This is a genomic window from Geodermatophilus amargosae (assembly GCF_900116515.1).
In the GTDB taxonomy this organism is placed as follows: domain Bacteria; phylum Actinomycetota; class Actinomycetes; order Mycobacteriales; family Geodermatophilaceae; genus Geodermatophilus; species Geodermatophilus amargosae.
In genome coordinates this window covers 73266-89182 of the sequence record NZ_FPBA01000014.1, presented here as the reverse complement: position 1 = coordinate 89182, position 15917 = coordinate 73266, and the positions used below count along the sequence as shown (strand labels likewise).

Here is a 15917-nt window from a genome sequence, read left to right as displayed (position 1 = left end):
AACAGCCTCGGCCCCGGAACGTCTTGACGACGGTGGGACGCAGCGGTGTCCTCATCGCCGCTCCTGCCGACCGCGACGCCGCCGCTGGGGGTCCATCCGATGACGGTTGTGGACGAGCCCATGTCCTTCCGGGCGAGGCCGCGAGAGCAGATCGTCGCGCTGCGCCGGGCCGATGACCGGCAGCGGCGTGCGATGGCCAGTGGCTGGGCCGGCTACTGGATCGACATGGTGGACGTGTACCTGCCCGTTGTGGCCCTCGCGCCGGCCATCGCGTACTTCCAGCCGGCCAGCGTGTCGGCCGACCTGGCCAGTGTGCTGTTCATCGGCACGTTCGCGGCCACCATGCTCGGCCGGCCGATCGGAGCGCTGCTCTTCGGTCACCTGGCCGATCGTCTGGGCCGTCGGCGGCTGACCCTGATGTCGGTCGCGGGGTTCTCCACCTGCACCGCGGCGATCGGGCTGCTGCCCGGGTATGCGGCGTGGGGAGCTCTGGCACCGGCACTGCTGGTCGGACTGCGCTTCGTCAACGGCATCTTCCTCGGCGGCGAGTACAGCGCCGGAACACCGCTGGCGTTCGAGCACTGTCCACCTCGTGCCCGTGGCCTGCTGGGCGGGCTTCTGCTGGGTGCCTACACGCTCGCCTACGTGTTCATCAGCCTCGTCGTCCTCGCCGTGCTTGCACTCGCACCCGCCGGGGGGCCCGCGTCGCCCTACGTGCAGTGGGGCTGGCGCATCCCCTTCCTGCTCGGCGCCGGCCTCGGGTTCGCGCTCCTGTTGTTGCGCGCTCGGGTCCCGGAGTCCGACGTCTGGCAGCAGACCCCGAAGATCGACCGCCCACTGCGCGCACTGGCCCACGGAACGCTGCGGCGTGACCTGACCCAGGTGCTCCTGCTCATGACCGGCCTGTGGCTGATGAGCGGCAGCGTCGTGTCCGTCATGCCGCGTCTGCTGCTGACGCAGTACGACACCTCGCCGGTCGCGGTGACGTGGGCACTGCTGGCGGCCAACGTCGTCCTGTTCCTGACCGTCGTTGCCGTGGGAATGGCGAGCCAGGTCATCGGACGACGGCAGGTGCTGCTCGGCGGCGCGGTCGTCGCGGTCGTTCTCGGACTGCCGGTCTACGCCGTCGTGGCGAACGCGCGGATCGGCGTCGCCTCGGCGTTCGCCCTGGTCGCGGTCGTGCACGTACTGGTCGTCGGCGCGTGGGGCGCCGCGTCGAGCTACTGCAACGAGCGGTTCCCGACCGCTGTCCGATCGTCGGGGTTCGGCATCGGCTACAGCCTGTCCGTGGTGCTGCCGAGTCTGTCGGCGTTCTACCTGGCCGGCCTCGGCCGGGTGATGCCGTTCGAGTACACCCAGCTCGTGCTCCTTGCCGTGGGAGCGGCACTGTTGGCGGCCGGTGCGACGCGCGGGCCGGAAACGTACTCGGTCGACCTCGCGGAACTCGAGGTACGGAGGGACGCTCGGAGACCAGCCCTCGCCGTACAGCGGGACGCGTCTGCGTCGCCCCTGTCACGCACCTGACGCCGCGACAGCGGCGTCCCCGGCGGGCTGCCAGGCGTCGAGGACCTCGAGCCGCCGCCTGGCGCCGAGGCAGCGGTGCCGCGCTGGCGTCCAGGTTGTCAAGCTCGACGCCGGAGCGGATCAGCGGCTGCTCGGGCAACGTCAGAGAGCGGGGCCATGAGCAGCCGACCCTCCCGAGGTCTCGGTGACCGGACTTGACGTAGAGGTCGCCGAGGGCGAGGGCGTCACCGCCCGTCTACAGAGCCGCGCCTGGCCTCCGACGGTGGGCTCGGCTGCGCGCGGCCCAGCCGCGCCGCCGCCTCCCGATCGCGGCTGTCGGCGGCCCGCGCTGCCACGGCGCCTGCGGAATCGGACCGTCACGGCCGGCTCCGCCGCATCCCACCCCGGCGGCTTCGTGCTGGCAGGTTTCCGGCGATTCCCGGCGGCCAGCTCCCTCGTGCTGGAACGGTCGGCCGGAGATCCTCAGCGGCATGACGGTGATCGGCTCCGTACCGGGCCTAGTCGCAAGGTCCACAGTCGCACTCGAAGCCCAGCAGTCGAGGGTCGCCCTGCTCGTAGCTGCCGCAGCCTCCGACGACCGCTGGCACGCAGCCCTACACCCCGAGGACCGGAACCGGCTGATTCGCCTCGGCCACTTCCCCGAGTACGCCACCGAACTGGACTGGACCGTCGGTGACGTTGCCGGACACCTCCGCGACAGCGCCCGGATCTTCACCGATCGACTGAGGCGCATGTGCCGGGAGCGCCAGCCGCAGCTGGCCGACTTCGCCACCGACGCTCCGGAGCGGTTGGCCGACTACCGGTCCAGGCCGCCGGCGCAACTGCTTGAAGAGCTAAGCAGGGCGCAGGACGAGTTGCTGCGGACCGTGGCCGGCGTGGGCGCCACGGAGCTGGACCGAACCGGTCTCCACGCCGTCGACGGGCGGATCAGCGTCGCTGAAGTGCTCGACTTCCTCCCGAGACACCAGCTCGACCACGCCCAGCAGCTGGCCGCCCAACTCCGGTGACCGCTCCTTCCGGACCGGACACGACCGCACCGCTCGTGACCGCCCGAACGCCGGCGGCCGACGCGACGAACGCCGGTCGGGCATCAACAGGCTCCTAGCGTTAGGCACAGCTCCGGGACGTCGCTGGACTACTCGTCGGGCGGCCGAACCTCCTCGACGCCGCCGAGGGCCGCCTCGGGCCGGCAGGGAGCCCGGGCCCCGGCGGGTGCCTGTGCCACGAGTTGCTTGTGCCAATCGCTTCGTCGGCCAATCTCCGAGCGATTGGCACCAACAGGTCCGGGTAGTCAGTCCAGCGGCGCGGCCCACAGTGCGGCCAGGCCCCGTCTGACCAGCGGCGACGATCTTGCACTGTCCGACCGGCGCGCTACGTTCCGATCATGACCACGAAGCCGCGCACACCGCGCCCCTCCCCCACCGGGCAGGCAGCAGGTGGGACGGCTCCCAGTCCACGGTGTCCAACTCCCCCCTCGGACACAGCATCGCCCCGGTGTCTTTGCAGGTCAGAGGCCCGGGGCGGCGCCGTCTCAGGGCCAAAGGGCCTCGTGATACCTATTTGATACCTATCGCACCCGGTCAGCCCTCGAGGAGGGCGGCGAAGCGGTCGGCGGCCTCGCGGCCCATGCCGGGGTGCACGTGCTGGTAGACGGTGAGCGTGATGGTGGCGTTCGCGTGTCCCAGGCGCTCCGAGACGACCTTCACCGGCACGCCGTCGGCCAGCAGCAGCGTGGCGTGGGTGTGGCGCAGGTCGTGCAGCCGGATCGCCGGCAACTGCTCCTCCCCCAGTGCCCTGCGTGCTCGCACGACCTGGGCGGTGAAGCGGCGGGAGAACCGCTCCGGGTGGCGGTGGCTGCCGTCGAGCCCGCTCAGCACCAGCGCGGAGTCCCGCACCAGGTCTACCGACACGTGTTCCCGGGCGGCGCGGTAGCGCCGGAGGGCAGCGACGGTGCCCGCGTCGAGGTCGATCACTCGGGACTGTCCGGTCTTGGTCGGCCCCTCCACCAGGCGCTGGCCGGCGCCCTTGTCCTTCACCGTTCCTACGCTGCGGCGCACCTGCGGCCGAGCGGCGTCGAGGTCGACGTCACGCCAGCGCAGCGCGAGCGCCTCGCCACAGCGCATCCCGGTGGCCGCCAGCAGCCGCCAACCCATGGCCGAGTCGGGGTCGTCGGCGTCGACCCAGCGCATGAACCGCGCGAGCTCGGCTGCGGTCCAGGCCTGCATCTCCGGCGGGCGAGCCTCCGACGCGCTCGGCGGGGTCGCCCGGTCGGTCGGGTTCACGGCCAACCGTCCTTGTCGGACCGCGTCGCTCAGCGCCGCCCGCAGGATGGTGAAGACGTAGCGGACAGTCCGTGCCGACAGGCCACCGGCTCCGTCGGCCCGCCCCGACGCCTCGAGTTCGCGCATCCAGGCGTCGACCATCGGGCCGGTCAGCCGGGCAACGGACTGAGCACCCAGGTAGGGGTCGATGTGCAGCCGGATGTTCCTCCGATACGAGGACATCGTGGACGGGTGCAGTCGCTGAGCCGCCATCCACTCGGCCAGGTAGGCGTCCAGCCGCTGCTTGCTCGGATCGACCCACTCCCCCATCTCGGTCTTGCGGATCTCCGCACGCAGGACCGCAGCAGCCTCCCGGCGGGTGCGGAAGCCCCGCTTCAGGACCACGCGCTTGGTGCCATCGGCCCGCTGGGCGGCGTACTTGATGAGGAAGCGTGGGCCGGCCTTCGTCTGGTACTCGCTGATCCCGCCTTCGCCTGCCTGACGCCGTCGCGTGCCCGCCATCGACCGCCTCCACGTCCTCGTGCGTCGAGGGCTCGGCGCCTTCGATGCCAGCCCCGAGGACGGACTACCGCCGACAGCGGACCACCGGCTGCCGAACCAGCAATCTGTGGACACACGACGGTCTGTGGACCACCTGCCGCGGTGGGAGAGGCGGTCCATCAGCCCTCACTGAAGCCTCACCCGCGTTCTCAAGTTCGTCTCCAGCACTCCTCTAGTCCCGATCGCGACGGATTGGTCCGGCGGAGATCAGGCACCGCTGCCGGTGGCGCGACCGAAGGCTGGCTCGATGAGGTGACCCCTTGACGGCCGGAAACCCCTAGGCGACGGCAGCGTGTCCGCGACAGTTCGTCGAAGTTTGAATGCGCAGATCAAACGACATACGGAACGATGGCGAACCGCAGCGAACCGCAGCGAACGCAGGCGGATCGGTGGTCAGGAGAGGCGTCCTGACTTGCGAGGACACCCGCCTGGCCTGTCCGACTCCCTCGTGACTCAGGGCGGCCGTGGTGAAGGGTCGTCGAGCACCGCTCCGCATCACGAGGAACGGCAGGAGGATCCCGCCGCCGGTTGTCGAGCTGCTTGTCCCCCACTCACCTCTGAGTCATCCGCTGGCGGTCAGCGCTGTACTGACAGTGTCGCTCAGGCGCCTGAGGCGTTCACTGCCGTTCGGTCCGATCCGCCGCCGACCGAGGTGCGCTGCTGTACCGGGTCGTTCCTGTGCCCCGCGTGCCGTACGGGCCCGACGTCATCCACTGACGATCAGCAGTACGCCTGTCATCGCCAGTGAGGCACCGACCCGCTGGGCCGGGCGCAGGCGTTCGTGCAGCAGCAGCCGCGCGAGGGCGACCGTCACCACGGGATAGAGGCTGGCGAGTACTGCGGTCAACGACAACAGCGATCGCGCGCTCGCCAGGGTGTAGGCCAGGTTCGCCCCGGTGTCGAGCAACCCCACCAACGCGGCGCCCGGCAGGGCCCGCGCCGGCGCGGACGCTCGGCTGAGGATCAGCACGCAGACGAGGACCGCCACGCTCGTGGCTCTGCTGGCTGCCACTCCGGTCAACGCGTCGATGGCGCCGGCGCGCTGCAGTGCCACGAGCTGGGCCCCGGCGAACAGGGCAGCAGCCACCGCCAGGACGACGCTGAGTCGGTGATCCAGCGGCGGCTCGAGCGCCACCTGCCTACTCACCAGCACGATCCCGGCCGACGCCAACGCGATGCCCGTCGCAGCCGCCGCCCCAGGGCGTTCCCCACCGAAGACCCCCGCCAGCACGGGGACCGCGGCGGAGGTGGCCACGAGCGGAGCGACCACGCTCATCGTCCCCACCGCAAGCGCTCGATAGAGACAGGTGACGCTCCCCAGCGAGAGCACCCCGGCCACCACGCCCCAACCGATCGCGCCGGAGGTGATGTGTCCGCGCGCGAGAATGACCAGGAGCAGCGATACAAGGCCGGCACCCTGACTGCAGACGACCACCACCAGCAGCGGTAGCCGCCGGCTGAGCCGGCCCCCGGCGAAGTCGGCCGTTCCCCACAGCACCCCGGCGCACAACGCAACGAGTAGGCCACTCACCACCCCGAGACCGTGCGCGACCACTCCGGCAGCAGGAAGACGCTGGCGGTACTAGTGCCGCAACTACCAGGAGGTCCGTGACATGGAGCCCGCTCGAGGACGACACACGGCACTGCCCGACCGCCGTTGACTCGTCAGGCGGAGCGGTGTGGCCCGGTAGCGGCGAGATCGAGCCGTCGAGTACTGGACGCGGGCGGCAGCCCTGCCGCGTCGACGAGCAGGTGGTACTCGCTGCCGGCCTTGCCCCGGTCGGTGAGGGTCGGCCCATCATCTCGCCCCCTTTTCGCCCGGACGCTGACCGAGTCCAGGCTGACCCGGGGCCAGTCCAGCCGGCCCGCCTCGCCCAACCGGTCGGGAACGGCCTGGTGGAGCTGGTCGAACACGCCGGCGTCGGCCCACTCGTGCAGCCGGCACCAGCAGGTCCAGCCCGACCCGTGGCCCAGCTCACCGGGCACCTTGGCCCAGCCGATGCCGGTCGAGAGCACGAACGCGATGCCCTCCAACACGTCCCGGTCCGAGGTCCGGGGCCGGCCGGTGCGGCCGTGCACCGCCGGCTTGCGGGGTGGATCAGCGGCTCGACCAGCGCCCACAGCTCGTCACGGATCAGCCGCGGTGCGGGGAAGACGCCGACGACGACCTGCTCGGCACGCTGCGCCGATGGGGCGCTGGCGGTCAGAGCCCGAGGACCCAGTTCCGCAACGTCTTCCAAGGGGGCGAGGCCCATCCTCTCGACCTCAGCGGCGGAGGGCCAGGCGGCCGCGGTTCACAGCCGATCCTCAGTGAACTGAGGAGTCTGTCCCCAGCTCGCCCTTCCACCGTGACGCCATGCCATCCCTACTGGATGAGCGCCCCGGCAGTGCCGGGACCGCCGCACGCGGGAGTCCGGTACTGGACGTCGTCGTCCCGGTGCACGACGAGGAGGGCGACCTGGAGCGGTGCCTGCGCCGCCTGCACGCTCATCTCACCGAGGCGGTGCCGTACCCGTTCCGGATCACTGTGGCGGAGAACGGCAGCACCGACCGCACGCTGGAGGTCGCGCACCGGCTCGCCGCGGAGTTGCCGGACGTCGAGGTGCTCACGGTCCCCGACGCCGGCCGCGGGCGGGCACTGCGCACCGCCTGGCTGGGCTCGGACGCGCCGGTCCTCGTCTACATGGACGTTGACCTCTCCACGGACCTCGCCGCACTGCTGCCGCTGGTTGCGCCGCTGATCACCGGCCACTCCGACGTGGCCATCGGAACACGACTGGCGCGGTCCTCGCGGGTGGTCCGGGGGCTCAAGCGCGAGGCCATCTCCCGCGGTTACAACCTGCTGCTGCGCCGAACGCTGGCCACCTCTCTGTCGGACGTCCAGTGCGGCTTCAAGGCGATCCGCGCCGACGTCGCCGCCCGGCTGTTGCCCTTGGTCGAGGACAGCGGCTGGTTCTTCGACACCGAGCTGCTGGTGCTGGCCGAGCGGGCCGGGCTGCGCATCCACGAACTGCCCGTCGACTGGGTCGACGACCCCGACAGCCGGGTCGACGTCCTCGCCACAGCGAAGGCCGACCTGGCCGGCATCGCCCGGATGATGCGCGCCCTGGCCACCGGCAGGCTGCCGGTCGCCGAACTCCGCGCACAGATCGGCCGCCGACCGCTGCCGAACCCGGTGCCCGGCGTCTCCGCCGGGCTGGCCGCCCAGCTGGTCCGCTTCACGCTCATCGGCGGGGCCTCGACGGTCGCCTACTTGCTGCTGTTCCTGCTGCTGCGCGACATGACCGGTGCCCAGGCGGCGAACCTGGTGGCGCTGCTCGTCACCGCGGTGGCCAACACCGCGGCAAACCGGCGGATCACCTTCGGCATCCGCGGCCCGGACGGCGCCGCACGTCACCACGTCCAGGGGCTGCTCGTCTTCGTCCTCGGCCTGGCGCTGACCAGCGGGACGCTCGCGTTACTGCACGCTGTCGACCCCGCTCCGGCGACGGCCCTCGAGTCTGCCCTGCTGCTCGCCGCCAACGCCGCGGCCACGCTGCTGCGCTTCCTGCTCCTTCGCGGCTGGGTGTTCCGTACCGCCGCCGTGCCCGCACCCCCTTCCGCCCGACCTTCGAGGGAGTCTCTTCGATGAGCACTGCGGTCCACACCCCGCCCACCTCCGGCCCGTCCCCGCAGGCGCCTCCCGGGCGCGGCCGGCTCGGCCGACTGACGCGCGGCCGGGGCGAGGACCCCACCTGGGTGCGCCCGGCGCTGCTGGGGCTGCTGGCCGGGTCGGGTCTGCTCTACCTGTGGGGCCTGTCGGCCTCCGGCTGGGCCAACGCCTACTACTCCGCGGCCGCGCAGGCCGGCTCCCAGGACTGGGCGGCGTTCTTCTACGGCTCTTCCGACGCCGCCAATTCGATCACCGTGGACAAGCCGCCGGCCGCCCTGTGGGTGATGGCGTTGTCGGTGCGCTTGTTCGGGCTCTCGTCGTGGTCCGTCCTCGCGCCGCAGTCGCTCATGGGCGTGGCGACCGTCGGGGTGCTGTACCTGGCGGTGCGGCGGGTGGCCGGGCCGGGAGCCGGGTTGCTCGCCGGAACGGCGATGGCGCTCACCCCCGTCACGGTGCTGATGTTCCGCTTCAACAACCCCGACGCGCTGCTGGTGCTGCTGCTCACCCTGGCGGCGTACGCGCTGACCCGGGCGGTGCAAGGAGCGTCAGTGCGATGGCTCGCGCTGGCCGGCGTCCTCGTCGGATTCGCGTTCCTCACCAAGATGCTGCAGGCGCTGCTCGTCGTCCCGGCGTTCGCAGCGGTGTACCTGGTGGCCGCGCCCACGACGTTGGGACGGCGAATCCGGCATCTCCTCGGTGCTGGTGTCGCCCTGCTGGTCGCCGGCGGGTGGTGGGTCGCGGTCGTGGAGCTCGTGCCGGAGTCGCAGCGGCCCTACATCGGTGGCTCGCAGACGGATTCGGTGTGGGAGCTGATCTGGGGCTACAACGGCCTGGGCCGGCTCACCGGGGAGGAGATCGGCAGCGTCGGTCCGGCACCGGGCTTCGGGGACGCCGGGATCGGTCGGCTGCTCGGCGCCGCGGTCGGCGGGCAGGTGGCCTGGCTGCTGCCTGCGGCGCTGGTGTTGCTGGTCGCCGGCCTCGTCATCGTCGGCCGGGCGCCTCGCACCGACGTCCCCCGGGCGGCACTGCTGAGCTGGGGCGGCTGGCTGCTGGTCACCGGCGCGGTGTTCAGTCTGATGGCCGGCATCTTCCACGAGTACTACACCGTCGCCCTGGCCCCGGCGGTCGCCGCGCTGGTCGGCATCGGCGGTGCCCTGGTGTGGCAGCGGCGCGGCCGCACCTGGGCCCGGCTCGTCCTGGCGGCCACGATGGCGGGCACGGCTCTGTGGGCGTGGGTGCTACTGGCCCGCTCCGCGGACTTCCTCCCCTGGCTGAAGTGGGTGGTGCTGGCCGCCGGCGTGCTCACCGCGGCCGGCCTGCTCGTCGTCGACCGCCTCGGCCGGAGGATCGTCGCGGCGCTGCTCACCGTCGGCATCGTCGTCGGCCTCGCCGGTCCGGCCGCCTATGGAGTGCAGACGGCCGCGACCCCGCACACCGGCGCCATCCCGACCGCAGGACCGGCGATGTCTGGGGCCACCGGCACGGGGGTCGTCGTCCCGACGGGTCCCGGCGCCCCACGACCCGGCGCGGCCGGCTCGGGCGGCCCGCCGCCGGGCGGCTCCAACGGCCCCGGGCTAGCCGGCGCGCCCGGGAACGGCGCCGCCACCACCGTCCCGGGCGGAGGCGGCGCGACCGGCGGCCTGCTCGGCGCCGGTCAGGTGAGCGACGAGGTAGCGGCGCTGCTGTCGGAGGACGCCTCGTCTCACACCTGGGCCGCCGCGACCGTCGGGGCGAACAACGCCGCCGGCTACCAGCTGGCCACCGGGCTGCCGGTGATGGCCGTCGGCGGGTTCAACGGCAGCGACCCCTCCCCCACCCTGGAAGAGTTCCAGCAGTACGTGGCTGAGGGCCGCATCCACTGGTTCATCGGGGACGGACTGGGGCTGCCCAGCAACGGCGGCAGCGACGCCGCGTCGCAGATCGCCGCCTGGGTCGCGGAGACCTTCAAGTCAGAGACGGTCGACGGAGTGACGATCTACGACGTGGGCAAGCCGGCCGACTGATCGGCCTCCATCGACGTACGCCGGTGTCGCACGCACCCACATCGTCGACAGCTCGGTCGGGTGCCTGACGCTGGACAGGGTCCGGCCCTCGCACGTCGAGGGGTGGGTGGGTGGAGCCAGCTGAAGGTCGCCGATGCGCACGGCCCGGTCGACGGCGGCACGGAGATCGGGCCAGAGCTGGCCGAGCCGGCGACACCGTCGATCTCGGCCGGGCCGACGAGCGGCTGGTGGACCTGGGCGACCTGGCCGAGGCACCACTGCGCGTGCCGTTCGGCAACCGCGTCGGGCGAGGGGTCCCATGCGAGCTGCTCGGCGGCGAACTCGCGGACGGTCTCCAGCAGGCGAAACGGTCGGCCGAACGGGCCGGACGCGACGGCGAGCATCGACCGCTCGACGAGGTCCTGCAGCAGGTCGTCGACGTCGGCTGAGTCCAACTGGTCATCACCGGCCACGTGTGCCGCCCCGTCGAGGTCGAGCGGGCCGGGGAAGACCGAGAGCCGCTTGATCAACGCCTGTTGGCGTTGGGTCAGCCGGGCGGCGGCCAGCTCGATGGCCAGCGGAAGCCCGTCGACGCGTCGGCAGATCTCCTCGATCTCGCTCGCCGCGCGTGCGGGTCGAACGTCGGTGACACCGTCCGGGCGCGCTCGGTGAACAGCTCGGCGCCCGGCCCGGCCGGATCGAGAGGTTCCAGGTGAACGAGACGTTCGTCGGCGATGCCGAGCGCCTCCCGGGACGTCGCCAGCACCCGCGCGCCCGCGCACCCCTCGGCGACGGCGGCGGCGAGGGTGCGGCACCGCCGAGAACGTGCTCGCAGTTGTCCAACACCACGAGCGGAGCCGCGACCTGAAGGGCGGCGACGACCGACTGTTTCAGGGTGCGCTCCGCGGTGTCCTGGACTGCCAGAGCGTCGGCCACGACCCGGGGCACGTCGCTCGACGAGGTGACGGTGGCAAGTTCAACGAGCCAGGCGCCACCGTCGAGATGGACGTCGGGGCGCCGCGCCGCCGCCACAGCGAGCCGTGTCTTGCCGATGCCGCCAGGCCCCAGCAACAGGACCACCGGCGACCTCGGGAGAACACCGGCGCGCACACCACCCACTCACTTCCTGCGAATGAGTGGTGGGACTCGACCGCCTGAGTGGGGGGCGTTCCAGGTGCCTCCTGACGTTGGGCCTGCTCGGACGCCGTGTCAGCGGTCCTTGCGTTCGATCGGTTGGTCCCGCATAGGTGACGTCGGGGCCGCTCGAACAGCCGCTACTGCCCGAGTTGACCACCACGTGGCGTTGCGAGGGGGTTGCGGGGGTCCGGGGAAGGGGACTGCGGGCTCCGGGCGACCCGTCGGCGTCATGTGCTGCTGCTGGTTACTCGGCGCCTTCGATGGCGATACCTGCGAGCGCCTCACCGAGGACCCGGTCGGGGCTTAGGGCGGCTCCCTGTGCCCATGCCTCGGCGAACGCGTCCTCGCCCATCTCGTCGCGCGCCCGGCTCGTGAGGCATTCGTACACGGAAGGATCCAGCGGCAGGGTGGTGGCGCCGATGACGACGCACTGCGCGTCGGCGGCTCCCCACAGCCGTGCCGCCCTCGTCGGCCTGCCCTGTGCGAGTGAGACCCGCGCGAGACCGTCTAGGCAGTCGGCGGCCAGCCACTGCTCCCCCAGCCGGGCAAATCGGGCCAGGGCGTCGCCGAAGGACCGGGCGGCCTGGTCCAGATGGCCGTCCTCCAGGCTGCACCAGCCGAGCTTGTTCAGGTGAGCGGCCGTCAGCCCCTGGTCCCCAGCCGCCTTGGAGACCGCCAGCCCTTCCTCCAGCAGCACGATCGCGTCCCGGTGGCGCCCCCGCTGGATCTCCACCAGACCGGCAGCGTTGAGCGCGCTCGCAAGGCCGGAGGCGTTGTCGGTCTGCCGCCACAGCGCGATGCTCTGCCGGGACAGCTGGGTCGCTCGCTCGTGGGCGCCGGTCCACAGCGCCACCACCGCCAGCCCGCCCGTCGCCGCGGCGGTCGCGGGGGTGCTCGCGGACGTCCTGGCGAGTGCCAGGGCCTGGGCGTAGGAGCTCTCGGCGGCGGCGATGTCCCCCTGCTTCACCGCGATGTGACCGAGTGCTTCCAGTGCTGCGCCGCGAAGCGGTGGCGCGGCGGACGGGCAGGCGGTCAACGCCTCCTGCAGCCATCGGCGTCCTTCCTGAAGGTGGCCGCGCACGTACCAGAACAGCCGCAGCGCCACCGCGAGCCGCAGCGCGGTGTCGTCTTCCGTGCGCCTGAGTGTCTGGGCGAGGGCGGCTCGGAAGTTGCCGTGCTCAGCCTCGAGGACCTCCAGCCACCCGGTCTGCTCCGACCCGCTCAGCTCGGGTTCAACCCGTTCGGCCAGGGTCAGGTACCAGGCGGCATGGCGCGCGCGAGCTCCGTCTTCCTCGCCGCTGTCAGCCAGTCTCTCGAGCGCATACTGCCGGACCGGTTCCAGCATGCCGTACCGGACCCCAGCGGGACCCGAGACCGCAGCGGTGCGCACGAGCGCCTGCTCCCACAGGTTCTCGAGCGAGGCCAGGACGACGTCCGGCGTCAGGACGCCCCCCGCGCTGACTGCCTCGGCCGCCTCGAGGTCGAAGCCCCCGGCGAAGACCGCCAGACGGTGGAACAGCACCTGCTCGGCCGAAGAGAGCAGGTCGTGGCTCCAGTCCAGCGTCGCCCGCAGCGTCCGCTGTCGCTCCGGCAGGTCTCGCGCGCCGCGCAGGCCCATTACCTCGTCCAGGCGGGCGAGCAGCTGCGTCGAGCCGAGGAACCTCACCCGAGCAGCCGCGACCTCCAGAGCCAGCGGTAGTCCGCTCAGGCGCCGGCTGATCTCGGCTATCTCCTCGACGTTGTCAGGCGTCAACGCGAACTCCGGGTCGGCATCCTGGGCCCGGGCGAGGAACAGCTGCACCGCTGGGGCGTTCGAGACCCGATCGACATCGGTGGCCGCCCCGGCCTCCGGCACGGCCAGCGGCTCGACCGGGTACGCCCGTTCGCCGCGGACACCGAGCCGGCTGCGGCTGGTCGCCAGGATCCGCAGGCCCGGGCACACCGACAAGAGTTCGGCGATCCGAGGAGCGGCGGCCAGCAGGTGCTCGCAGTTGTCGAGCACGAGCAGCAGGCTCTTGTCCCGCAGGTGCTCGCTGAGCAACTCGCCGGGGTGCGTCTGCGCTTCTTCGCGCAGTCCCACCGCCCGCGCGATCGTCGGGACGACGAGGGAGGGGTCGGTGAGGGAAGCAAGTGGTACGAAGACGACGCCGTCGGCGAACGCGCTCCGCATGCGGGCTGCGAGATCACCCGCGAGACGGGTCTTGCCCACCCCGCCAGGACCGGTGAGGGTCAGCAGGCGGCCGCCGGCGACGCCGGTGAGGCGAGACACGAGCGACTTCGCTTCGTCGTCACGGCCGATGAGCGAGGTGTCCGCACCGGGCGAGCCATCTGCCAGGGTTGACGAGGACCCCGATCCTGCGCTGGAGTCAGGCGGCGCAGGCCGCGCCACGAATGCCGCCCGCTCGGCCCCGTCCAGACCCAGCGCGTCGGCCAACGCGCCCAGGGTGTGCGGATAGGGATGCCGGCGCAGGCCGCGTTCCAGTTGACTGACCGCATTGGTGCTCAGCCCGGCCGAGTGCGCCAGTAGCTCCTGAGTGAGCCCTGCGGCGTGGCGGAGACGCCGCAGTCGGGCACCGAAGGCCTCGACACCGCTGAGCGACATGCCCGCCGTTCCTGTCTGCTCCCAGCGCCAGCCAGCGCCCGCTCAGTCTAGTGAGTGGGCCGGTGAGTGGGACCTCTTCGTGGCCCCCTCGAGCCCGGTGCATCCACGCTCTGCCGCATGGAGGGAGTGCTCGCCGACGGGCTCACGAATTCCCAGGTGCCTGGCCGCGGCCAGCTGCTGACTGTGGGTCGGATCGCCTCACCCACGGAGAGCAGGAACGAGGGACGGCTGGCCGGGCGCCCGGAATGGCCTGCTCCGGCGATCCCGACCCTGCCCGCGGCGGTCGTCTCCAGCTTCGTCCAGCTGTGGCAGTGCGAACAGGAGAGCGCCGAGGTCGACGCGGCGCCACTCCAGCGCGCCGGATCGGTGGCGGCGATCGCGGAGACCACCGTGGAACTCGGCACCGCCCTCGGGCCTGGCCCTCTTCGGCAGCCTGGGTATCGCGGCCTACCGCGCCGTCGTGCCTCTCAGCTGTCGCGGCGTCCGCCCGAACAGCCCGGATCCACCATCTCCAGCGGCCAGAGCAGGTTCTCCTTCGCCAGCACTCGGCTGCACTCGCCGGTGGCCGGTACGTCGCATGACACCCGGTTCCCCGGAGCCCGGCGTTCGGCAACCGGGATTCCCCGACCATCGGGAGGGGCTGTGGCCCTACGATCTGCCGACCTCGCCCCGGTAGGGCCAGCGACGCGACGGGAGTGGACCGGCCTCGCGGTTCTCGCCCTGCCGACGGCGATGGTGTCTTCCGACATCGGTGTGCTCTTCTTGGCGCTGCCCCAGCTCGGCGCTGCGCTGCAGGCCGGCAGCACCCAGCTGCTGTGGATCACCGATGTCTACGGCTTCCTCATCGCCGGCTGCCTGATCACCATGGGGTCGTTGGGTGACCGGATCGGCCGACGCCGACTGCTGATGGTGGGAACCAGCGCCTTCGCCGTCCTCTCCGTTCTGGCGGCCTCCGCCCCCACCGCCGAGGTGCTGATCGGTGTGCGCGGTCTGCTCGGCATCGTCGGAGCGACGCTCATGCCCTCGACGCTGGCCCTGATCAGCACCATGTTCGGCGATCCGCGCCAGCGCCGGCGAGCGATCGCGCTGTGGATGGGCTGCCTGATGGCCGGTGCCACCCTCGGCCCAGTGCTCGGTGGCGTGCTCCTCGAGCACTTCTGGTGGGGCTCGGTGTTCCTGCCGGCGGTGCCGGTGGCCCTCCTGGTGCTTGTCACAGGGTCCGTCGTTCTGCCCGAGGATCGCGGTACGGGCAGAGGTGCCCTCGACGTGACCAGCGTTGGCCTGTCGCTCACCGCCGTCCTGCCGATGGTCTACGCCGTCAAAGAACTCGCAGCACACGGATGGTCGGCTGTGGCCACGGCGCTGCCGGCGGCAGTTGTCGGCGTGGGCTGCGCTGTGACGTTCACCCGGAGACAGCGCCGGCTCGTCACTCCGCTGCTCGACCTCCGCCCGTTCGCCCAGCGGTCCTTCCGCATCGTCGCGGCGATCGGACTGGTGACCGCGGCTACCACGGGCGGCCTCTTCCTCGTCTTCAGCCAGTACATACAGATGGCGCAGCCGTTGTCCCCGCTCCGCGCCGGGCTGTGGCTGACCCCCGCGGCTCTCGCGATGGCGGCTGGGTCGCTACTGGCCCCGGGCCTGCTCCGGCGAGGCCAGGTGCACTCCGTCCTGGCGGCATGCCTGGCTGCCGCGGCAGCCGGCAGCCTCCTGCTCTCCCGTGCCGACGGTCCGCTGATGGCCGCGGTCGCCATCGCCGTCATCCATGGCGGCCTCGGCCCGGTGTTCACCGCGACCACTGACCTGATCGTGGCCTCGGCCCCTCCCGAGCGGTCCGGCTCCGCCGCTGCCGTGTCCGAGACCACCAGCGAACTGGGACTCGCCCTCGGAGTGGCCGTCCTCGGCAGCCTGGCCACAGCCGTCCACCGGCAGGCACTCAGCGCCGACTTCCCGTCCGCGACGACCACCGAAGCGCCATCGGCCGCAGGGGAAAGCCTCGCGGCGGCGGTGGCCGTGGTATCCGCACGTCCCGACACAGCGGCCAGCGTCGAGCTGATCGCCGCCATCCGCGACGCAGCCACCTCCGGCCTCAGCGCCACCGCCGCCTGCGCGGCCGTCGTCCTCGCCGGCCTGGCGCTCGTCGCAGCGACACGGCTACGGCCGTTCCACGTCACCCGAGTCCTGTCCGGGCGGATCTAGCC

10 protein-coding genes and 1 pseudogene are annotated in these 15917 nt (G+C 71.9%); 6 read left to right on the top strand and 5 right to left on the bottom strand.

Annotated elements, in window-relative coordinates; genetic code table 11:
• Positions 1–108: 108 nt before the first annotated feature.
• Positions 109–1524: an MFS transporter gene (locus BM414_RS17720; protein ID WP_175551659.1), complete on the top strand. Its 1416-nt coding sequence runs from the start codon at positions 109–111 to the stop codon at positions 1522–1524.
• A 470-nt stretch (positions 1525–1994) separates the two neighbouring features.
• Entirely contained in the window at positions 1995–2531 is a 537-nt protein-coding gene (locus BM414_RS17715; protein ID WP_093581416.1) for a DinB family protein, read from the top strand.
• 573 nt (positions 2532–3104) lie between these two features.
• On the opposite strand, the gene BM414_RS17710 is transcribed toward BM414_RS17715, so the two are convergent.
• The 3 genes and pseudogenes from BM414_RS17710 to BM414_RS17700 form a co-directional block, all read right to left on the bottom strand.
• On the bottom strand, positions 3105–4307 hold the full coding sequence (locus BM414_RS17710; RefSeq protein ID WP_175551658.1) for a tyrosine-type recombinase/integrase: 1203 nt from the start codon (positions 4305–4307) through the stop codon (positions 3105–3107).
• Positions 4308–5052: 745 nt separating this feature from the next.
• Complete coding sequence (locus tag BM414_RS17705; RefSeq protein ID WP_342716235.1) at positions 5053–5877, bottom strand: DMT family transporter; 825 nt, start codon at positions 5875–5877, stop codon at positions 5053–5055.
• A gap of 194 nt (positions 5878–6071) precedes the next feature.
• A pseudogene (locus BM414_RS17700) lies at positions 6072–6525 on the bottom strand (transposase); the annotation flags it as partial.
• 177 nt (positions 6526–6702) lie between these two features.
• Between BM414_RS17700 and BM414_RS17695 the strand changes: the two are divergent.
• A complete protein-coding gene (locus BM414_RS17695; RefSeq protein ID WP_093581411.1) occupies positions 6703–7977 on the top strand; it encodes a bifunctional glycosyltransferase family 2/GtrA family protein in 1275 nt (424 codons plus the stop codon).
• Entirely contained in the window at positions 7974–10001 is a 2028-nt protein-coding gene (locus BM414_RS31425) for an ArnT family glycosyltransferase (protein ID WP_093581410.1), read from the top strand. Before BM414_RS17695 ends, BM414_RS31425 begins: the two co-directional genes overlap by 4 nt.
• Here the strand turns inward: BM414_RS31425 and BM414_RS32005 are convergent.
• Positions 9974–10762 carry a winged helix-turn-helix domain-containing protein gene (locus BM414_RS32005; RefSeq protein ID WP_483866621.1) on the bottom strand — a complete coding sequence of 263 codons (789 nt, stop codon included), beginning with the start codon at positions 10760–10762 and terminating at the stop codon, positions 9974–9976. The genes BM414_RS31425 and BM414_RS32005 overlap by 28 nt on opposite strands.
• A 43-nt stretch (positions 10763–10805) precedes the next feature.
• Between BM414_RS32005 and BM414_RS28530 the strand changes: the two genes are divergently transcribed.
• Positions 10806–11138, top strand: coding sequence for a hypothetical protein (locus tag BM414_RS28530; protein ID WP_139245936.1), 333 nt, complete (start codon positions 10806–10808; stop codon positions 11136–11138).
• A gap of 223 nt (positions 11139–11361) precedes the next feature.
• On the opposite strand, the gene BM414_RS17680 is transcribed toward BM414_RS28530, so the two are convergent.
• Positions 11362–13719, bottom strand: coding sequence for an ATP-binding protein (locus tag BM414_RS17680; protein WP_093581406.1), 2358 nt, complete (start codon positions 13717–13719; stop codon positions 11362–11364).
• A 117-nt stretch (positions 13720–13836) separates the two neighbouring features.
• Here BM414_RS17680 and BM414_RS17675 point away from each other — a divergent pair, with 117 nt between their 5' ends.
• Complete coding sequence (locus BM414_RS17675; protein WP_217644790.1) at positions 13837–15915, top strand: MFS transporter; 2079 nt, start codon at positions 13837–13839, stop codon at positions 15913–15915.
• Positions 15916–15917: the final 2 nt, after the last annotated feature.